The sequence below is a fragment of the Ekhidna sp. genome (assembly GCF_965228795.1).
Classification (GTDB): domain Bacteria; phylum Bacteroidota; class Bacteroidia; order Cytophagales; family Cyclobacteriaceae; genus Ekhidna.
In genome coordinates this window covers 3135357-3155685 of sequence record NZ_OZ245839.1, presented here as the reverse complement: position 1 = coordinate 3155685, position 20329 = coordinate 3135357, and the positions used below count along the sequence as shown (strand labels likewise).

General features: G+C 41.3%; 18 protein-coding genes. 1 reads left to right on the top strand and 17 read right to left on the bottom strand.

Annotation, left to right across the window (positions count from 1 at the left end; genetic code table 11):
* Positions 1-41: 41 nt before the first annotated feature.
* From ACQK2H_RS14210 to ACQK2H_RS14190, 5 genes are all read right to left on the bottom strand, one after another.
* Positions 42-1253 carry an exo-alpha-sialidase gene (locus tag ACQK2H_RS14210; protein WP_425392034.1) on the bottom strand — a complete coding sequence of 404 codons (1212 nt, stop codon included), beginning with the start codon at positions 1251-1253 and terminating at the stop codon, positions 42-44.
* A gap of 151 nt (positions 1254-1404) precedes the next feature.
* Positions 1405-1704 carry a GIY-YIG nuclease family protein gene (locus tag ACQK2H_RS14205; RefSeq protein ID WP_425392033.1) on the bottom strand — a complete coding sequence of 100 codons (300 nt, stop codon included), beginning with the start codon at positions 1702-1704 and terminating at the stop codon, positions 1405-1407.
* A gap of 115 nt (positions 1705-1819) precedes the next feature.
* Positions 1820-2554, bottom strand: coding sequence for a DUF6503 family protein (locus tag ACQK2H_RS14200; RefSeq protein WP_425392032.1), 735 nt, complete (start codon positions 2552-2554; stop codon positions 1820-1822).
* A gap of 61 nt (positions 2555-2615) precedes the next feature.
* Entirely contained in the window at positions 2616-3308 is a 693-nt protein-coding gene (locus ACQK2H_RS14195) for a DUF6261 family protein (RefSeq protein WP_425392031.1), read from the bottom strand.
* Positions 3309-3464: 156 nt separating this feature from the next.
* The gene (locus ACQK2H_RS14190; protein WP_425392030.1) at positions 3465-4019 is read right to left on the bottom strand and encodes a hypothetical protein; all 555 of its coding nucleotides are present in this window, start codon (positions 4017-4019) and stop codon (positions 3465-3467) included.
* A 620-nt stretch (positions 4020-4639) separates the two neighbouring features.
* Between ACQK2H_RS14190 and ACQK2H_RS14185 the strand changes: the two genes are divergently transcribed.
* Positions 4640-5653 (top strand): fatty acid desaturase, encoded by a 1014-nt coding sequence (locus ACQK2H_RS14185; protein ID WP_425392029.1) that lies wholly within the window; start codon positions 4640-4642, stop codon positions 5651-5653.
* A 16-nt stretch (positions 5654-5669) separates the two neighbouring features.
* On the opposite strand, the gene ACQK2H_RS14180 is transcribed toward ACQK2H_RS14185, so the two are convergent.
* The 12 genes from ACQK2H_RS14180 to ACQK2H_RS14125 form a co-directional block, all read right to left on the bottom strand.
* Positions 5670-6974: a WD40 repeat domain-containing protein gene (locus tag ACQK2H_RS14180; RefSeq protein WP_425392028.1), complete on the bottom strand. Its 1305-nt coding sequence runs from the start codon at positions 6972-6974 to the stop codon at positions 5670-5672.
* Positions 6975-6997: 23 nt separating this feature from the next.
* Positions 6998-8614: a MutS-related protein gene (locus ACQK2H_RS14175; RefSeq protein WP_425392027.1), complete on the bottom strand. Its 1617-nt coding sequence runs from the start codon at positions 8612-8614 to the stop codon at positions 6998-7000.
* Between the two features lie 243 nt (positions 8615-8857).
* Positions 8858-10081, bottom strand: coding sequence for a permease (locus ACQK2H_RS14170; protein ID WP_425392026.1), 1224 nt, complete (start codon positions 10079-10081; stop codon positions 8858-8860).
* 83 nt (positions 10082-10164) lie between these two features.
* Entirely contained in the window at positions 10165-10656 is a 492-nt protein-coding gene (locus tag ACQK2H_RS14165) for a DUF3347 domain-containing protein (RefSeq protein ID WP_425392025.1), read from the bottom strand.
* Between the two features lie 17 nt (positions 10657-10673).
* Positions 10674-11258, bottom strand: a complete 585-nt coding sequence (locus ACQK2H_RS14160; RefSeq protein ID WP_425392024.1) for a DUF2911 domain-containing protein — start codon at positions 11256-11258, stop codon at positions 10674-10676.
* A gap of 20 nt (positions 11259-11278) precedes the next feature.
* Positions 11279-11962 (bottom strand): hypothetical protein, encoded by a 684-nt coding sequence (locus ACQK2H_RS14155; RefSeq protein WP_425392023.1) that lies wholly within the window; start codon positions 11960-11962, stop codon positions 11279-11281.
* Positions 11959-13749, bottom strand: a complete 1791-nt coding sequence (locus ACQK2H_RS14150) for an efflux RND transporter periplasmic adaptor subunit (RefSeq protein WP_425392022.1) — start codon at positions 13747-13749, stop codon at positions 11959-11961. Before ACQK2H_RS14150 ends, ACQK2H_RS14155 begins: the two co-directional genes overlap by 4 nt.
* Position 13750: 1 nt before the next feature.
* Complete coding sequence (locus tag ACQK2H_RS14145; RefSeq protein ID WP_425392021.1) at positions 13751-15070, bottom strand: TolC family protein; 1320 nt, start codon at positions 15068-15070, stop codon at positions 13751-13753.
* Complete coding sequence (locus ACQK2H_RS14140; protein ID WP_425392020.1) at positions 15060-15428, bottom strand: four helix bundle protein; 369 nt, start codon at positions 15426-15428, stop codon at positions 15060-15062. Before ACQK2H_RS14140 ends, ACQK2H_RS14145 begins: the two co-directional genes overlap by 11 nt.
* 36 nt (positions 15429-15464) lie before the next feature.
* Entirely contained in the window at positions 15465-19370 is a 3906-nt protein-coding gene (locus tag ACQK2H_RS14135) for an efflux RND transporter permease subunit (protein WP_425392019.1), read from the bottom strand.
* A 90-nt stretch (positions 19371-19460) separates the two neighbouring features.
* Positions 19461-19877 (bottom strand): HYC_CC_PP family protein, encoded by a 417-nt coding sequence (locus ACQK2H_RS14130; RefSeq protein WP_425392018.1) that lies wholly within the window; start codon positions 19875-19877, stop codon positions 19461-19463.
* A gap of 38 nt (positions 19878-19915) precedes the next feature.
* Complete coding sequence (locus ACQK2H_RS14125) at positions 19916-20305, bottom strand: cation transporter (RefSeq protein ID WP_425392017.1); 390 nt, start codon at positions 20303-20305, stop codon at positions 19916-19918.
* Positions 20306-20329 lie beyond the last annotated feature (24 nt).

Sequence of the window (20329 nt, the reverse complement as noted above, 5' to 3'; positions counted from 1 at the left end):
TTCGCAAAGGTTTCATTAAAAACCTTTGCGAACCTTCGCTATCACAAGTGAACTTTAGCCAATTTGATAACGGACGATTGTTCATTCACATCTGTCCAGGCAAAATAAATCTCACCATTAATTGCTTCCATTTGAGGAAAGCCGCTTCCTCGTGATTCAGACATTTCAGCCACGATTGTGACCGGAGACATGGAACCATTGATATTTACTTTTCGATATTTAATAGTTGAAGCGTCACCACCATCCAACCAACTGACAATAGCCTCCTCGTTACTGAGCATAGCAATATCTACTCTACCAATAGGAGAGGTGTTGTCGACGACAATGGGCTCACTGAATTTTTCTCTGGTCTTAAAAGCTATTTTCACCATAGGTCTACCTAGTGCGGAAGTAAACCATGCAGATGCTACGGTCTTATTATAACTAGCGATCCTTGGGCCATTGACAGGGCAGCCGGCTATGTTCCAGTTGTCTTGAGCAACCAACTGAGGTTGGCTCCATCCGCTATCTGTTTTGGTCACAAAGGCCATGTCTCTCACTTCATCTACTGAACGATCGCGATAGACGATGATGGCTCCATCATGTGTCAAGGCACCCCCGGTTTGGCAGCAGTCACATACTCGTCCATCCAATTCATACTCCTCAGATAATTTGCCATTCATGTCAATAATTGCGGAACGAATAGTCATGGCTCCACCACTTTCGTGATCCCCATGACCTTCACTTCCCGTATTTCTACCATCCAGCCAGGATAGGAGGAAAGAGCCATCGTTATTAGGAAGCATCGTCACAAACCCATGTTCTGTTGGTGTACCATCTCTGTGAGGAATGACCGGCGAAGACCATTCTATGGCTGTGTCTGGTTTTAAAACGATGTTGACATCATAGGAATAGGTTCCCGCAGAACTTTTTGCCAAATAGTGAGCAATTTTGTTACCATCCTTATCTACTGCAAGCATGGGGTAGTCAGCCCAGTTGACAAACCAGTCATTGCCGGATGCAATCCGTTCAGGGTTACTCCATTTGCCATCAACCATGTAAGCATATTTGAAATCTACCCAGTTAGAGTCTCGTTTTTCAATCCAACTCATGTAAAAGTTATTATCCGCTCCTTTGATGAGGTGGGGGAGGTTGGAGTTTTCAGATACGGGAAGAGAAACCAATTCCAGAAGATGTTCCGTTTCAGTGTCTGAAGATTCAGTAGTTGTACAGAAGGTAAATAGTGTTAATAGAGGCAGGTATTTCCATTTCATGGAGTCGAAATTACTGATTTTCCGATTTATTCCTTTGCGAACGAGATACGAGCAAGATTTGGCAATCTCATATTTCAATTGGGACAAATTTAGATTCCCATGACTCGGATATTGCTTCGCATACCCTCCCAAGGGAATGACGAATTGCATTTCATTGCATCTCTGAGACCTGATCAAATAGATCTCTTAGCTCAGGGTTAAAGTCCTTGATGAGTTTGTCTTTCCAAGCTCGATTCCATTTTTTGACCTTCCGTTCTCTTTCGATAGCTGTCTCAATCCTTTCATAGAAATGGTAATAAACTAAGTCTGTACATTTATATTTTTTAGTGAATTCTGATCCGAAACCGTTTTTATGTTGGTAGGCTCTATTGTATAGGTTATTAGTTGATCCGACATAAACAACCTTACGGGTTTTGTTGGACATGATATAGACATAACCGCCTTTAGCCATTTGCTAAATATAGTGTTTCTCGTCATTCCCTTGCGAATGACGCCTTGTGTTAACTCTGTCCCGTTATTCCCTTGCGAGTGAGGTACGAGCGAGACTTGGGAATCTCTTGTACTAATCAATGATTAATAACCACATCCTCTAGCTCAATAAGTGACAACTCCTCCAGTTTTCCATCTATATAAGCTCGATCAATTTGCTCTAATGGTACACTGTCTTTCACTTTGGGCTTTAAATTTCTGTAATTCTGAATGGTGACGCCATTTACTTTTCGTGGATTATATGCCACCCTAAATCGCATGCCTTTACCCTCGTCTTCCTCATTGTAACTATAGGCGAGGTAATCCATACTGTAGTCTTCTGTATCAAACCAATAGTAAAAGACATCCTCGAAATCTTCACCGCCACCCTTAGCATCAAAAGTGACTTTTATCTTGTGATAACTTTTGTCATTGATTTCAACTACTCCGGCATAGCTTTTATTAACTGCAGCATCATTAAGCCTGAAAGGGAGGAAGGCAAAATAAATCACTGAATTTACCGAACTGGTATAGGCTGCCCGTTTCTCCTCACCCAGGTTTATCAGGCTATCATTGACATATCGGAATAGACCCTCATTATCAAGAACATCTTTTACCTGATTGCCGATGGAGTCATATTGAATTCGTGAGTAGATGAAGTTGCCATCTCTCATCGAATAGGTATAATCAATGTCTCTAAAGGTTAATGAAGCTTCAGCATTGACTAACTTTTTAACACCTGCAGCTTCTATTGCTCTGTCTACCACCTCTTGAGCCGTTGGAGTAGGATCAGTGCAACCAATAAGTAGAAATAGAACTATTAATTTTTTCATTTCACTTCCAAACGTAAGAATGATAGCAAAAGGTTTGTCACTAAGAAGTCAAAAGAGTGATTTAAGCCGTTTGCTTTCTTTCTTTTGCTTGCTCCATCATGTCTGTGATGATTCCATTTAGCGTTTCGACCAGTTTATTAACTCCTTCCTCTTTATCTTCTTCTAATAGCTCGACATGATTAAGGAATAGTGTAATCTGTTTTGATAATTCTGTTTTCCAAACCACCACTTGTGGGGTTTCATTCTTAATGTCTTCCGTTGTTTTTTCATGGTAGACTTTATCAAAGTAATCATGCGAATTCAGCATTTCCTCCAATAAGTCCGCAACACCGGCATGGGATATTTCATTGGAATATCGTTCGAGATCGTCAACAAGACTTCTCATCGCCTCGCTTTGCGCAATGTAGCCAAGATTGTAAAGACTAAAACCTCGCTTTCTGACTACTTCTACTAGCTTTTCACCAGCTTGTTTGATGGATGGCTCTGATCGATACGAAGCTGATAGAACACCATATTTGAAGGCCTGGAAGGCATCATCTCTGAGAAGGTCAGCTTGCTGCACCCGTGATGCATGTACACTCGAAAGTCCTTCATTCAATGCTTCGGAGAGCACATTTGAAGCTTCGGTTGTTTTTTTTATTCGATTTTCCAGAATGTCTTTAAGTCTGGACGCATTTACAGCTTGAATAAAACGTTCGGCAATAACGACTAATTCTTCAGAAGTTAATAGTGAGTGGGAGAATTGCTTGAGCATAGTTCTTTTAGGTTAGTTAGTGTGAGTTATTTATAGCAAGAAAATACGTTACAACGAGAATTGTAAATAAACTTCGATAAGGTATTTAAAATTTCGGACGGAATAATAAAAGCCCTCAAATGAGGGCCTGAATATCTCAAAAATATGGTTCTTGTGTTAGAGTTGTTTTAGAATATCTTTACCTCCGTCTACACCTTCTTTGATTGCATTTTTGACAGCCTCAGCTGACTCAATACTTATTTCTCCGGCAGCTTCTATTGCTGCCACTATTGAATTTTTCGTAGCATTAAGAGTGTCTCCACCAACTTGCTTTACGCCATTAACAGAACCTTTAACGGCTTCTACGGCAACCGCACCCACGTCTAACCCAAGATTTTTCGCTGAGTGAATGGCCTGTTTAACCGACCCTTGTACTGCATCTTTCTGATCTACTCCACTTTCCATTGCTCCCTGTACAGCTCCATTGACTATGCCTTTTACCAGATCAATAACGCCTTTACCAACGTTAGATAAGCCTTCAAATGTACCTTGGACAATAGATGCAGGAACTTGGACACCTTTAATGACAATGTCTTTGGTTCCTTCTATGGTGGTGAGTGTTACCTCCTTGACTGATGAAACAATAGTACTTCCAAGATCTGCGGTACCTTCTATGGCACCTTTAACGCCTCCTTTAATTCCGTTTACAAGTGAGTTGATAATTTTAGCCATTGTGTTGAATTTTATATTTGATATATATATAAAAGCCTTTAACGATCACAATCGTTTAGAAAAATATGGATTTCCTATAAAAGCACTGCTGACAAGCCTACCTACGTGATTCCCTCAAATTGCTTAATTCGGTAATTCTCGCTCACATCAAAGAAATGTACACTTCATCTTTGAATCATCATTGAGAAGTAAAAAGCATCATCATGAAAGGAAAGAAATCGATTACTGTGCAGCTCATTATTACCATCTTGAATTTTTTTTCCTCGCGTTCTATGTGGCGAGGCAAAGTTGTTCGCATGAAATGAAAAAATAAGTTAGGTTGTTTTTTAAGCATTGAACATGAATTTGTTTGATGCTTTTATTATGAAAGTCTTTCCACCTCTATGAGCAACTTTAATGACTGTCGGTGTTTCCTCAATCATCAATGTTTGTCAGTCTGACCAGATGATAAATGGAATCAGGAGGCATGTCAAGTTGTTATTTAATTGATAATGAATGTATTAAAAGGTATCTTGACTTAATCAGACATATTCGACTCTCTTTGATGCTTTTCATCTACCTTTGAACCATCACAACATATAGCCTGCCCTATATTTTTCATTTCTAAACAGGCCACCGACATGACATTTATTGATAAAGTGCTCAAAATGCCTTCCTATGGATGGGAAGACTTAGATGGAGCATTAATTGTACCATCTAAAAAGCAATTATTTCGAGAATTCTTCTCAAGAATCAATGTATTCAAGAACCGAAAAAACTGGATATCGGGCATTAGCTGGCTAATGGTACTGTGTATGCTGCCCTTCTTTTATTTCTTCATCTTTCATTTTTTCAGTCTTGGTCTTCTTGCCTTCTTCTTGGTTTATGCCATGGTTATTATGAGCACACATGGCACGATATGGTTTCATCGATACAGCACACATAGATCATACACTTTTACCAATTCATTTTGGCGCTTTATTACACAAAATCTTGTAATCAAGACATTTCCCGAAGAAATTTATGTGATCTCTCATCACGTGCACCATGCCAAATCAGATGAGCCTGGAGATCCTTACAATGCACAGGCGGGCTTATTGTATTGTATGATGTCTGATGTTAATCATCAAAGCATAGCTGATGGTTTGACTGAAGCTGAATATAAGAAGGCGTATAATTATATGCGTCATACAGGTGTCCAGCTTAATAACTATAAGCAATATCAAAAGTGGGGTTCTGTTGCTACTCCGTGGTACACCATTGCTCATTGGCTTCTCAATTGGGCATTTTGGTACGCCGCTTTCTTTTTTATAGGTGGACATGGGTTGGCTTGTACAGCTTTTAGTGCCGCTATGTTTTGGTTTGTTCTGGTTCGCGCATTTAACTATACAGGACATGGAAAGGGAAAGGAAAGTCATAAAGATGGAATCGATTACGACCGTAGCAACCTGTCTATTAATCAAACCCGACCAGGGACCTTTTCAGGAGAATGGCACAACAACCACCATTTGTACCCAGAAAGTGCAAGAGCTGGTTTTCTTCCCTACCAACTTGATTTGGCATGGGTCTACATTTATTGCATGTATAAACTAGGGGCAGTAGCCACCTATAGGGATGATAAAAAAGAATTTCTAGCTAAGTACAGGAAGCAATAGGTTATTCCGCGCTTACTTAGTCTGAGCAGGTCATTGAATAGGGGATATCTCTTCCTACAAACTCGTCCCATTCTTCCTGAGTGAGATTTCTATTGATCATTGCACATATTCTGAATGCTAGGTACGAGGGATCGACCGGCCAGGTACGAATGTATTCATCACCACCACCGGTAATCACCTGTGTACCCGAGGGATTAAAACTTCCTGTAAAAACCCATTCATCATGGTCATCTAAAATAATTGGAAGCTTTCTTGAATCTGTGAGGTCCCAGATTCGGGCAGTGCCATCACGACTGGTTGTAAGAAGCAGGTCGCCTTTTGGGTTGAATTGAATATCAGTGACTGTACTCTGATGCCCTGAGATAATCCTGATAAGTTGCTTTTTAGGAATGTCCCATAGGACAATGTCCCCACGATCCCTTCCGATAGCAAGAATGTCTCCGGACGGGCTGATGTCCAGGCAGTTGATTGAAAAGGATCCAAGCTTATACCCAAAATAGGACTGCTGTCTCCAGTTCTCCATGATATCCTCTATCGGACTTTCTTTTACCTGATATGGTTTTTCCCAGGCTTCAAGAACGCCCTCTTCCGTCCCTGCATAGATGGTTCCGTCCTGCTCGTCTACTTTTAATTGATTGATTTTGAGTGCGGTTTTACCTACCTGTTCTGATTTGGTGTTAAAGCCTTTTAAAATCAACTCTCCAGACTTTGCAACGGTGAGATATTTTCGTTCACCAGGTATAAAGGTGGCCGTTTGAACAGGCTGTGGGTCTTCCAACACCTTAATGTCTTCATGTGGGTTTTTTTCAGTAGAAATCAATGCCAATCCTTCCTGATATAAAATGGCCATTAGTACTTTGCCGTCATTTGACATCTCTATGGACTGTACTATTTTATCGGATTCATAGATGGTTTCCGGAATACTTCTTGGGCTTGTAAGGTCCCATTTCAATACTTTACCATCTGTTGAGGATGAATAATAGAAGTTTGGGTCTGAACCAAAAACGACCGAAGTAACAGTGTTGGAATGCATGCCGACCTGGTTATAGGCCATGTTCCTGACTGAATCATAGCCCAGGTATTTATTTGCCTCATATAAGGCCTGGTAAACATTCAAATGGGAAACATAGGGTTCCACATTCCCCTCTTTCCAGAATTCGTATGCTTGTCTGGCAATCAGGGCTTTGAGATCTGGTAAGTATCCGGGCATTACGAGTGAGCGCTGTGACATTGACATCACCAGTTCTGTGGTGGTGGGGTTTTTTTGCGCGTTTGAGTAAATCGAAAGGATTAAGAGGGTAGTGGTGAGTAATGATCGCATATTTAAATATATGAAAGAATGAATTAAATCACACCCATCTTTTTCATGATGAAACTGGCGCTTTTATTTTCACAAACTCCATCTTGAAGCTTATAGTCAAACACCAATTCATCGTTGACGATTTCTACTTCGAATCGTTTATTGGTAAGTATTTTAGGGTAATCATCAGTGATATTGCAAACTTCTAAATCGTGGGTAGCGATACCTCCATAAGCTTTTTTATCTGCCATCTTACGAATGACTTCAATGGTGCCATTACGCTTATCATCAGAGTTTGTTCCGCGCAATATCTCGTCAAGCAGTACAAAGCAATCTCCTTTATCCAGTTGCTCCATGATGAATTTCAGTCGCTTAACCTCAGCATAAAAATAGGACTCACTATCTGTGAGAGAATTAGACAGACGCATAGATACAAATACAGGCATTACGTGTACTGAGGCACTGCTTGCATAGACTGGTGCTCCGATTCCAGCCAGCACCATGTTCACACCTACTGTTCGTAGGAAAGTACTTTTTCCTGACATGTTGGATCCTGTGAGAATAAAAAAATTGTACCTATCGAAGTGGATCGAATTAGTTACGCTCTTGTTTTTTGCTATGAGTGGATGCCCTAGGTTTTCGAATTGAATGCGCTTTTCATTGTTGATTGTTGGAAAGATAAATTCCGGATTATTGTACGAAAAATTGGCAAGACTGCTGATCGCTTCAATTTCTCCAATCACCCTGAGCCAATCCTCAAGATGAGTGGCATGTTTTGTTCTCCACTTTGATAAAGCATGTAATACATGCATATGATACTGAATCAGGCCATTCAACAACGGGCTTGCGATAATATTGGATACATGCTCCAGCCTTTCGAATAATAGTGACAATTGATGTATCGCTTCGCTAGACTTGGTGTGACCGGAGGTCAATTGTGTTTGTAGGTTTTTTAGCTTACTCGATTGAAATTCCTGATTTTCTATCTCCTTTAATAGCAATGAATGTTGCCTGAGGATATCTTCAATTTTAGTAGTTGGGATCAGTTCTTCTTTCACCCAAATCATATGAGCTGCAAGCACACCCAGGTTAGTTAGGAAAAGCAATCCTCCAATATTACCAAATATGCTTTCCGGGTAAATAAGATAAAGGCACAACGCTACAATTGTGATGATAGGAAGCAAAAAGGTCAGAATGCGAATGATGAAATTGAGTTTTCTGGGCTTTCTTTTGGCCCAATCAAGTAGTTCTTTATTACTCTCAGGACTGTCTGGTTTCAGTTTACCCAGCGCTGAAATTTGTTGCCTCCATTCCAGGTTAGGAGATAGCTCTTGAACTGCTGCTTGTGTGTGAGAGATTTCCTTTTTTGGCAAAATATGGAGCAATTTTTCAGCTAGAATTTTCTTACCATACGTAGTGTTTGTCCGATTAAGGGTTTGATATAAAGAATGGTCACCAAAAAAATCCAGGTCGTAGGAGTAGGGGTGGTCATGTTGGATAAATTCCTCCCCGCTATCAAAATTTAGCTTACCGTTTGCTAAAAAATCACTTTCGTCTTGATTGATCTCTAGCTTAGCCTTAGCTAATTCATTTTGCCATCGAATGGATTTATGCTTTTTAATAAGTAGGATAAATGATCCTGCGGTGATAAATCCTGCCAACAATAACAAAGAGTTTCCAGTCTGATAATATTGATAAAATAGAAATAGAGCTGCGGAAATAGATAAGAAGCGGGAAACGCTAATTCTTTTATCGCTGGTTGAAAATCTTGCTGATTGTTGCCTCAGCCGAGCGGTGTTTTCCTGATAAATATTCAATGTATTATTTTTTGAAAGGCAAGGTTAACGAATATCTTGGCTATGAGTTTTTCGTTTCTATGAAGATTAAGGAAAGAGATGATTGACTTAAGGCAAATAAAACAGATGTGTCAAAACCCCGCCGGATAACCATCCATAGCAAATGATTGCAAGCCATTTAAGTGTCCGTTCCAATAATGGACTTTTAGGAGCCATTTCTTTGTGATGGTACACATCTTTTCCTTTAAAAAACCCAAAGTAGATGAGGATTCCGGAAATGACTAAAAAAGCGATATTCAGCCAAAAAGTGTAGTCAATTTTAAAATGCGCTTTCTCTGTGATATTGACTCCTGATCCATCCGGCAAAAAGCCTAGAAAATCCAGTCCATAGTGAAGCCCCAGTGCGGTACCAATCAAAGAGCTAAACAATAAGAACAGAATAAAAAGAGACATTTTCCATCCATAGTATTTGGCTTTTATCCTGAGGACGGGAAACACCACTAGGTCACTAAAAATGAATGCCATTACCCCAGCAAAACTGACTCCTTTGGTAAATAGGAGGGCGGCAAGTGGGATGTTACCCATTGAACCAATAAAAGTCAGAAATGCAGCTACAGGACCAATGATGACGTGTTCCAGCAAAGTCAGAAAGCTAAACTCAGTTACTTCAGGACCGGAGTTGATGAATAAGGTCTCGAAGAAGGAGTTGGGCACAAATGCTGAAATAATACCCGCAATCGTAAAGCCTATGGTTACATCTTTCCATACCATTTTCCATTCCATGGCATATTGCTTTCCTACTTTGGCCCAGCTTTCGTTTGATTTAATTTTATCATAAAATCGCTTCTCAGATTCTTCTTCTGACTTAGATTCACCAAGATTCTTTCTTGCTGTCTCAATGAGCTTTTTCGGTTGAATGATTTTGATGAGCAACCAGCTAAATAGGATCAACATCAATCCTCCTACGTATTCCCCAACTACAAACTGCCATCCCAGAAAAATGGAAATGACAATTCCCAACTCCACAACCAAATTGGTGGATGCCAGCATGAAGGCAATAGAGCTGACGAAGCTTGCACCCTTTTGAAAGAGTGATTTTGTAGTTGCCAGGGCTGAGAAACTACAAGAGCTTGAAATAAAACCAAAAAAAGTACCTAAAGAAATACTCTTCAGGCCTTTTCCTCCCATAGTTTTCTGCATCCTGCTCTGGGTAACGAAAATTTGGATCATTCCACTTACTGCGTATCCTAGAATAAATGCCCAAAGAGCCATCCAAAAAAATCCAACTGAGGTATATGCGGCCTCCCCCCATGATTCTAAAAAATCATCCATGTTCTCATTCGTTTAGGTTAAGAATTTAGCGGCTGACTCCTCTGGGAAGCCAAGCCGCTCACTCACATAGCTGGGTTTAGTCTTTATAGCGATTCAACCACTCTACCGCACTTTAGCATCTTGTCACCGAAGTATGGATTTCTAATCTGATCTGACATGCTCAACCAACTGGCTCCTGTATTGTCAAAAGCCATAGGACAGTACTGAACATAAACTCCATCTTCTGAATCATTAGCTTTTAATGAAGCAATGAGGCCGTCAGTCACTGTTTTGAAAGCTGTACGCTGTACTTCAACATCACCACTAGATGCGATTGTTTTTGCAGCCTCAACAATGGCAGCATTCCAATTCTCATTGGTAGCAGATTCAGCCAGTTTAGTAGCTGCATCCTTTGCAGCTGAAGCATCCGTTTGAACCAAAGCATCCTTTAGCGACATGTAGTCAGAAATGCTGGAAGATGCCTCTGTTACTTCAGTTTTAGCCACTTCTTTTGCCTCCGATTTCTCTTCCTTTTTTGCAGAGCTGCAAGAAGCAATAGCAATTGCAAGCCCGAGTGTCAATAGTGTTGTTTTCATTTTCATCATATTAGTGTTTATTCTTGTTTGTTTTCAACTTTAAATGAGACTTTCGTATCTGCCCAACTTATAGAAATGATTCCAGAGTTATCATCAATGGGTGTAACTTCATAGGTTAGAGACTCTACGGATTCGTCCAGCATTTCTGGAGTAACAGTCAATCTCAAAACATCATTAGCCTCGTTGTACTCATCAGCCAAATGCATGTCCCAATCCTTGTTCAGGATAAGTGTCCATGATTCTTTTTCTGGGATGGTGAAAAAGCCATATTTCCCAGACGGAACAGTTTTTTCATCAATCATTACATCATTTTGAAAATTTATGCTTGTTGCTTTATGTGCACCTGTTACCCAGACTTGACCAAAGCCTACCAAGCCTCCAAAAATTTGCCTTCCCCTCACGCTAGGAGAACTATACTCAATATGGATGTGATTCTCACCCATATTTGCCATGGCCATTTGCTTGGGGCTTTTTGATTTGGGTTGCTCGGCACTTTCATCCATGTGTGCGGAATGGTCTGCATGTTCTTCAGCTTTCTTTTCTCCTGAGGAGCCGCAAGCTGAAAAAAGTGCAAAAAGTATAACTACAATCGTTTTTTTCATGATTTTAACTAATTAGGTTATTAAGTTTTCTTCTTTCTTTTCGTTTTGATTGTGATAAAAAATAAGGTGAATCCTGATGCTACTGTGAACAGTCCAAACAGTGAGAATGCTCGAAGTAAAGAGTTGTTGAAATCGTCCCTACCCTCATAATCCATAGTATGGAACATCCATAGAAAATCAAACCAACGCCAGGATTGATGCCGTACTCTTTGGAAGCTTCCATCAGATTGAGCGATATATGCAGTTAGCTCTTCAGAACTATCAAACTGCACTGCCCAGACTGGCAATGGCCTACCCCTGTATTCGTGGTGAGCACCTACGTCCGTTAGCAGAGTACTTGACGCTATTTGAAACTCATCTTTTACATATTTTCTGGCAATTTGCTCTGCTTCTTCTTTCGTAACCCCTTGTTTGAGCACCCCTGTCTCTGAATTAATTAGGAGCGAATCATTAATCCACAAAAAAGGTTTGCTATCGATTATCCGTAAAGACAACTCTTTCACAATAAGTGAATCAGGAATATTCAGGATACTCAGACTTGTCGATTCTTCAACCGGTTCTAAGAAATCATCTCCGTGGATTTCGTCAATATCCGTCCAACTAAAATAAAGCCCGCTGACTGTCCAGAAGATGAACTGAATTCCAATGGTCACGCCAAGCCATCGATGGGCCTTCCGTATGTAGTATTGATTATTTTTTCTCATAATTCCTCTTCTACATTTCCACAGGTGAGCATGGCATCTCCGAAATAAGGATTCAGGATTTTATCTGAATCGCTTAACCAAAAAGCTCCAGTGTTGTCAAAAGCCATTGGACAATATTGACGATAGCCGCCTACTTCAACCTGATATTTTTTTAGGGTATGAAATAATTGATCGCTCAAGGGCGAGAGCATCATTCTAGCTTTTTCCAGATCAGTTTCATTTTGAATACCTTCAGTGGATTTCTGCAGTATGCTCAGGTCTTTCATCCATTCCATGTGTGCTTCATCTTTCACTAACTTCATATCTACTTCATTAATAGCCTTCTGAAGGTTTTCGGCTTTCTTGGCTGCTGTATTTACATCACTTTCTATGAGCGCATCCTTCACCGGGAGATAGGCTGAAAAGACAACCTGAAGTTGCTCCTTAAATTCAGGATCACTTTCAAACGTTTGTTCAGATTCATTCACCTGAAGCATGTTCATTTGATTATTGGTTTGTGAGGATCCTTGGTTCATTCCTCCGTGGTTATGGCCGGTCATAGCAGCTCCACCTTCCGGTGACATCATTGATGGCTTGCCTGCAAGCTGTGCCGCAGCATCAATACTGAAGGTTCCATTCACAGCAATTTCTTCACCTGATTCCAACCCTTTCTCAATGATGTAACCATCTCCAAGTGACGGACCAAGCGTCACTTCACGCATTTTGAAATGCAATCCCTGATCAGAGGATAGTTTTACATAAACCACGGATCGTTTTCCAGTCCACATCACTGCAGATTTGGGTACAGTCAATTGATCGACTGTCTTTCCCAGTTGAGCTTTCACCTCACCGGAAGCAAACATCTCGGGCTTCAATATTCGATCATTGTTTGGAACGACTACTCTAGCTTTTGTCACACGCGTTTTGGGGTTGATCACAGGATCGATGTAATCAATCTTGCCTTTAAACGTTTGTCCCGGAAGTGAACTAATATTGAATTGAATGGAATCACCTTTATTAATCCAGGACAGGTCACTTTCATACACATCGAACAGCACCCAAACTCTGGATAGGTTTGCAATCTCATACAGGGTTTGCCCTCTGTTTACATAGTCTCCAAGATTGACCTTCTTGCTAGTTACATAGCCCGACTGATCCGCTAGTACCGGAAACTGATCCTGAGTCTTTCCAGTAGATATGATCTGATCTATTTGAGATTCGGTCAGTTTCCAGTTCTTCAGCTTTTCCCTGGCCGCTCGATATAAATTGGGCTGACTTTCTCTGATTTTATAAGCCTCGAACAGCTCTTCCTGAGCAGTTACCAACTGAGGTGAATACAAACTTGCAATCACGCTTCTCTTACTAACATACTCTCCTGTAAAATTCACAGCAAGCTTTTCAATCCTTCCTGGAAAGTGTGTGGTCTGGCTGAAGATCAATCGTTCATCTTCCTGCACTTTGCCGTTCAAGCGAATGGTTTTCATTGCTGATTCACTACCTACAATTGCCGTAACAACATTGGCCAGCTGCATCGCAGTAGGTGACATGGTAATGGCCATAGGATCAATACCTTCTCCATTGTCGTCTTCTAATGGTATGAGATCCATCCCACATATCGGACAAGCGCCTGCTTCATTTTGTCGAATCTGCGGATGCATAGAGCATGTCCAAACGGTCTCTCCATTGATGACTTCAGTGTGCGAATGTTCCGCTTCCGAACTTCCACCAAAAAAGGCCCATCCAAGCAGCAAACCACCTGCGAGGGTTGCTACAATCACAACGATTAGTGTTCTTATGGATATTTTCATTTCAATACTTTTTAGCTGTCAAATAATTAAGCTTAGCCACTGCAACGTGATAGTCCATCATCGCTGTAGCCTTCATTTTTTTATACTTTAAGAGTTGTTGTTGCGTACGCAATACCTCTTCGAATGCTGTTCCTGAGTTCCCATATGCTGAAAGTAGGAGGTTAAGCACCTGCTGCGTCTCAGCAATTTGCTCGTCATAGAGCTGTAGAAGTTCCATTTGTTTTACTCGGTCGAAATCAGCCATTTCATATCCGGATATGAGCTGATTGATTCGATCCTCTTTTTGAAGCGAATAACTATCCTGCATCAGCTGAGCTTCCTTCCTTGCTGATTTGTACTTTCCTCTGAAAATGGGGATTCCTACAGTGACCATAGGCATCAAAGCGTTTTGGCCATTGTCAGGAACAGACATATCCGAGCGTTCACTGACAATCACGTAATCCAAACCCACCCCTAGCTTTGGCAATCCTTGCTTCTCAGACAAAACCTCTTGCTTCTTGCTTGCCTCCAACCGAATTTCCAATTCATCCAAGACAGGATTATTGGCCAGTAATGAATCTCGATTGATTGCCAGATCGGTGACCATTAGGGAATCTGTAACTACCACGTCAGCATACTCTTCTCTATTCAAGAGCTTGTTGAATGAGGTCACCAATGGTTGCTTTTTCTTTCTGAGAATTTCCAAATTGGTCAATGCATCCTTGAGCATGATGTCCACTCTAAGTACATCAACCAATGTCCCTTGATCATTTTCAAACCGAGTGGTTGCAATGGTCTTGTATGACTCAAGGATTTCTGCATTCTCACTTTCCAGCACAATCCATTTATCCAATTCATAGAGCGGATAGTAGGCCGCCGCAACTTGATAATAAAGCTTATTCCGAGCATCCAAAAAGACCTGGTATTGAGCTTCTGCATTCAGGGTAGCTACATCACCGCTTGCTTTTAATGTTCCAAACCAAGGGAACATTTGAGTGAGTGAGAAACGTGCTCTTTGTGGGCCAACCCTTGTTTCAACCGGAGAGATAAAATATCCAAATGAAAAGGTTGGATCCTGTAGGCTGTTAGCCTGAGGAATTCTTTCCAATGCTGCTTCGAAAGCTTTGTACTTGGCTTGAAGGCCGGGATTCTGCTCTGCAGCCTGAGATTGGTAGTCTTCTAGCGTTTGTGCCTTTGCAAAAGAGACAAGAAGATAGAAGATAGAGGTTAGAACCAGTTTCCAGCCTCTGTCATCTAGCAATCTAACCTCTACCTTCCAACCTCTAGTTTCTATTTCTCTAACTTCTAATTTCCAACCTCTAATCACTAAACTACTTTCCATGACTTTTCCAGTTTTTGTGAAGTGAAGTCAACATTTTACCAATCTCATCAAGCTCCTTTGACATAGCATTAAAGTCTTCTTGAGTGATATACTTGCATTCCAACGCAAACTTTAACCAGTTTTCAGTCTCTGAATTGGATCCGAGGGATGTGATCAGATGTTGTTTAAAAATTGCTTCATAATTTCTTTTAGCCCAACCCTCCGTGATATTAGAACTAACAGATCTTGAGGATCTTACGATTTGTGAGGTGAGAGAATAAACCTCTTCTTTAGGAAAATTTCTTGTCATCCAAAAAATGTCCATCGCCATCTTAAATGATCGGTTATATACTTCTAAGTCTTTATAAGATTTAATCATGATTCTATTTCTTTCTATATTCTATCCTCTATTTATCTAGTTTCTAACCTTTCGTTCTTCACGCATACAATACAGTACCGGCACCACGAAGTATGTGATTGCCGCCACAGCCATTCCTCCAAAGGCTGGGATTGCCATAGGGATCATGATATCAGATCCTCTTCCAGTAGATGTAAGAATTGGAAGCAAGGCAATGATGGTCGTGGCAGAAGTCATCACAGCAGGCCGGATTCTTCGTAACCCTGCTTCTACTACTGCATCACGTATTTCGGGGATCGTTTTGGTCCTGTTCCGATCAAAACTTTGATCCAGATAAGTTCCCATCAAAACCCCATCGTCCGTTGCTATTCCGAATAAGGCAATGAAGCCTACCCAAACCGCCACACTGAGGTTGATGGTTTTAATCTGAAAGAGATCTCTAAAGTCAACTCCTAGCAATGAGAAGTTGAAAAACCAATCTTGTCCGTATAGCCAGATCATGATAAATCCACCACTAAATGCCATGGCGATTCCTGTGAAAACCATCAGTGAAGTAGTCGTGGATTTAAATTGGAAATAAAGGATCAGAAATACGATCCCCAACACCACTGGAACAATGATGGCCAATCGCTTTTCAGCCCTCACCTGGTTTTCATAGCTACCTGAGAACTTGTAACTGATTCCAGATGGAACATCCAACTCCCCGCTATCAATTCGCTCCTGGATAGTACGCTGGGCATCATTCACTACATCCACTTCTGCATAGCCATCTCGTTTATCAAAGAGGACATACCCAACCAGAAAAGTCTCTTCACTTTTGATGGCTTGTGGCCCTCTCACATATTCAATGTCCACCAACTGCCCAAGTGGAATTTGTGCTCCTGTCGGAGTTGGAATCAATACCTTGGCTAGAGATTCGGGATTGTCTCGGAGCTCTCTAGGATACCTTACGCGTACAGGAAATCGTTCTCGCCCCTCAACTGTAGTGGTGACCTTCATGCCACCAATGGCAGTTTCAATGGTTTGTTGAACATCTTCAATATTGAGTCCATATCGAGCGATCTGCTCTCTGTTAATGTTGAGATGCATGTAAGGTTTTCCAACTATTCTGTCAGCAAAGACAGCTTCTGTTTTGACGGATGGAACTTGTTTAAGGATCTCCTCCAGTTGCAAACCGAAATCTTGTATCGTCTGCAAATCAGGCCCATATACTTTGATTCCCATTGGAGCTCGCATGCCTGTTTGAAGCATAACCAACCGAGTTTCGATCGGCTGCAACTTTGGAGCTGAAGTCACGCCAGGGATTTTGGTCACCTTAATTATCTCATTCCAGATATCATCCGGAGACTGAATTTCCGGTCGCCAGTTACGGAAGTACTTTCCATTGTTGTCTTCCATGAGCTGCTTTTCGAGAGATGTTAGAAGTTGGAAGTTGGAAACTAGACTGATGGTGTCTTCTCCGTCAAAATACCACTGTTTTTCTCTATCTAATTTCTTCCTCCTAACTTCTTTCTTCTGACTTCTAACTTCTCCCCCCTCTAAAACATAATGACCATTCTTATCCACTTCAAACCTCAACCTCCTCCCTCTATCATCCACCTTATACTCCGACTTATAATTGATCACATTCTCGTACATGGAAATAGGTGCCGGATCCAATGCTGACTCCACTCTACCTAGTTTACCGACCGTCAGATCCACCTCGGGAATATTGGTTAGCAACATATCCAGCTGGCCAACCACTTTTCGATTGTACGCAATACCTGAATGTGGCATGGAAGTAGGCATAAGCAAGAAACTTCCCTCGTCCAGTGATGGCATAAACTCTTCGCCAACACCAGGAAAAGCATGAGCGAATGTCGACCAGACTTTGGAGGACTGAACCTCAACACCCATCGCCTCAAAACCTTTGGATACAAAGCCAAATACCGAGCTGAATCCTAGCCAGATATTGACTGCTAAGAGGATTAGAAAAGTTGGAATGAGCATGAATTTGACCTTATTGGCCAGGCACCATTTTAGTATCGACTTGTAGTAATATTGAAGCAACGTGAATGCTCCCAGAATAACACCAATCAGAAGCGCAACAAAAAGCACGTTCGTAAATACACTTTTGCTGGCTCCAAGTGGAAGCCAATATTTACCCAGCAACCAAACTACACCGACAACAGCCAGGATCAATTCAGCCTTATCAATGACTCCAGTATACCATTTTTGAGGTCGTTCATTTCTTTTATACCAAGCTTTGAAGAAAACCAGTGATCCGAAAAGCAGCAGCATGATCCCACCCCAAATCTGGCCGAACGCTAATCCTACAATCCCAATGAGGATCAAGCCAAGGTTTACGACTTGTTGCACCTTCTCATTTTTAATTCTGGCTCCAAAGAACCAGTAAGCCAATGTGGGTAAAATCAATAGTGACACGATGAGTGCGGCAACCAATGCAAAAGTTTTGGTGAAGGCTAATGGGCCGAATAGCTTGCCTTCAGCAGCCTGCATAGTGAACACAGGAATGAAGCTGACAATGGTGGTAGAAACCGCCGCAAGTATAGCAGTCGCTACCTCGGCTGAACCATTGTAAATCGTCGTGATTAACTTTTGATCCGCTGGAGCTTCATCCAGATGCTTAATGATGTTTTCTGAAAGTATAATCCCCAGATCGACCATCGTTCCAATGGCAATGGCGATTCCGGAAAGTGCCACAATGTTGGCATCCACACCAAAATAGCGCATGGCAATGAACACCATGAGCACCGAGATTGGTAAAATACTTGAAATCAGAAATGAGGCTCTGAGATTGTACACCATGACGATTACCACCAAAATGGAAATCAGGATTTCCAATGAAAGTGCCTCTTCAAGTGTGCCCAGTGTTTCATAAATCAATTGGGATCGATCATAGAAAGGCACGATGGTCAGCTGGCTCTCCGTCCCATCGGCAAGAGTTTTCTTCGGAAGACCAGGAGCGATCTCCTTAATCTTGTCCTTGACGTTGTTGATGACCTCCAGTGGATTGGCTCCATACCTGGCGACCACAACTCCACCTACTACTTCAGCCCCGTCTTTATCTAGTAATCCTCTTCGTGTAGCAGGGCCAAGTGACACACGTCCAATGTCCTTCACCCTGACAGGCACATTGTCTTGAACAGAAACAACTGCTTTCTCCAAATCCTCAACTGACTTGATGTACCCTAACCCTCTGACAAGGTATTCAGCCTGGTTGATTTCAATGGTTTTTGCCCCAACATCTTTATTCGATTGCTTTACAGCCGTCATGACACGGTGTAGTGGTATGTTATATGCTAAAAGCGCATCCGGATTTACGTCGATTTGGTATTCTTGAACAAATCCGCCTATGGACGCCACTTCAGACACTCCTTCAGTAGCGTTCAATCCGTACTTCACATAAAAGTCCTGAACAGTTCGGATTTCATGCAGATCCCATCCTCCTGTAGGATTTCCACTCTTATCTCTTCCTTCTATGGTGTACCAATACACCTGTCCAAGTGCTGTCGCGTCTGGGCCTAAGGTAGGTTGAACTTCATCCGGCAGTAATCCTGATGGAATAGAATTCAGTTTTTCCAGAATTCGTGAGCGACTCCAGTAAAACTCAATGTCTTCATTGAAAATGATGTAGATACTGGAAAAGCCGAAGATGGATGAGCTTCGGATGGATTTTACACCCGGGATACCTAGGAGATAGGTCGTCATTGGATAGGAGATTTGATCTTCAATATCCTGAGGTGAACGCCCTTGCCATTGAGTGAATACAATCTGTTGGTTCTCCCCGATATCGGGAATGGCATCCACAGGCACAGGGTCAGAAGGTAATGAGCCAACCTGCCACAGGGACGCCTGCCGACCAAATGGAGCTGTTACAATTCCCCAGGCAATGAAGCCAATGAGAATTAGAACAGTTACAAGCCTGTTTTCTAAAAAGTATTTTATGATTCGATTGAGCATAATATGTTTTGAGTTGAAACTGAAACATCAGTCCAAAATGGGCATTGATATGCCCAACCTGACAAACTTGTCAGGAACATACTATGCGTATTATATGATGAAGACCTGGTGAAGGATCGATATGTCCTCCATGACCAGAGGTGGGTCGTAATACGTGTATTGTGGATTTAACTCATCTACTGAAAAGACATCAAGGTATGAGACAACAAATGCCGCAACAAACTCGAAATTAAGAGTACTTTGCTCTACAGTTGGTTTAAACTCATCCTCAACTTCTATGCTGAGGTATTCATTCTCGCAACAAGGCATTTTATCCAGATAGGTTTTTCCATCGGACTTGCCTTCACATTTTTTATCCATGTCCGCCATCCCACAATCCAAGTGCTCATGTCCAATCATCAATTTGGCTTCTACAGCAAGTCCCCCACAGAAGTGAGTTCCTAATGCAAAACCCAGATGACTTGTAAGCATCAGGAGTGCAAGCGATATGGATATAACCTTTTTCAAGCTTTGATAAAGTTAACTAATAATTAACACTAAACTCTCTAGTTGTCTTTCCCTTTCAAAGGGACCTGTGGAACAGGTGTGCCATGTGCGCCATCCTTACAGCACATTGGAAGATTATCGTATGCGATTGAATCTCGTGCCAGTGTATCTGCATGATACCCTACCAATGTGATTCGCTTTCTTATGGTATGAGCATCTGTCTTCTTTGGATTGTAAACAACCGACATTACCTTATCATCCAGATTGAATGATGCTTCTTTTACTCCCTTTTCAAAAGCAAGATCCTTTTCTAGCGTATATTGGCACATTTCGCAAATACCTGAAGTTTTGATTTCAACTTTAAATCCATTGTCGACTTCTATCGGCTCTTTTTGTGCAGTTGCAGAAATCATAAATAAAAATCCGAATAATGTTAATACGTGTTTCATATCTATTATCAAATGTCTAAATTC

Coding starts and splice junctions, on each gene's coding strand:
- ACQK2H_RS14210 (WP_425392034.1), bottom strand. CDS start 1,253: ATGAAATGGAAATACCTGCCTCTATTAACACTATTTACCTTCTGTACA.
- ACQK2H_RS14205 (WP_425392033.1), bottom strand. CDS start 1,704: ATGGCTAAAGGCGGTTATGTCTATATCATGTCCAACAAAACCCGTAAG.
- ACQK2H_RS14200 (WP_425392032.1), bottom strand. CDS start 2,554: ATGAAAAAATTAATAGTTCTATTTCTACTTATTGGTTGCACTGATCCT.
- ACQK2H_RS14195 (WP_425392031.1), bottom strand. CDS start 3,308: ATGCTCAAGCAATTCTCCCACTCACTATTAACTTCTGAAGAATTAGTC.
- ACQK2H_RS14190 (WP_425392030.1), bottom strand. CDS start 4,019: ATGGCTAAAATTATCAACTCACTTGTAAACGGAATTAAAGGAGGCGTT.
- ACQK2H_RS14185 (WP_425392029.1), top strand. CDS start 4,640: ATGACATTTATTGATAAAGTGCTCAAAATGCCTTCCTATGGATGGGAA.
- ACQK2H_RS14180 (WP_425392028.1), bottom strand. CDS start 6,974: ATGCGATCATTACTCACCACTACCCTCTTAATCCTTTCGATTTACTCA.
- ACQK2H_RS14170 (WP_425392026.1), bottom strand. CDS start 10,081: ATGGATGATTTTTTAGAATCATGGGGGGAGGCCGCATATACCTCAGTT.
- ACQK2H_RS14165 (WP_425392025.1), bottom strand. CDS start 10,656: ATGAAAACAACACTATTGACACTCGGGCTTGCAATTGCTATTGCTTCT.
- ACQK2H_RS14160 (WP_425392024.1), bottom strand. CDS start 11,258: ATGAAAAAAACGATTGTAGTTATACTTTTTGCACTTTTTTCAGCTTGC.
- ACQK2H_RS14155 (WP_425392023.1), bottom strand. CDS start 11,962: ATGAGAAAAAATAATCAATACTACATACGGAAGGCCCATCGATGGCTT.
- ACQK2H_RS14150 (WP_425392022.1), bottom strand. CDS start 13,749: ATGAAAATATCCATAAGAACACTAATCGTTGTGATTGTAGCAACCCTC.
- ACQK2H_RS14145 (WP_425392021.1), bottom strand. CDS start 15,070: ATGGAAAGTAGTTTAGTGATTAGAGGTTGGAAATTAGAAGTTAGAGAA.
- ACQK2H_RS14140 (WP_425392020.1), bottom strand. CDS start 15,428: ATGATTAAATCTTATAAAGACTTAGAAGTATATAACCGATCATTTAAG.
- ACQK2H_RS14135 (WP_425392019.1), bottom strand. CDS start 19,370: ATGCTCAATCGAATCATAAAATACTTTTTAGAAAACAGGCTTGTAACT.
- ACQK2H_RS14125 (WP_425392017.1), bottom strand. CDS start 20,305: ATGAAACACGTATTAACATTATTCGGATTTTTATTTATGATTTCTGCA.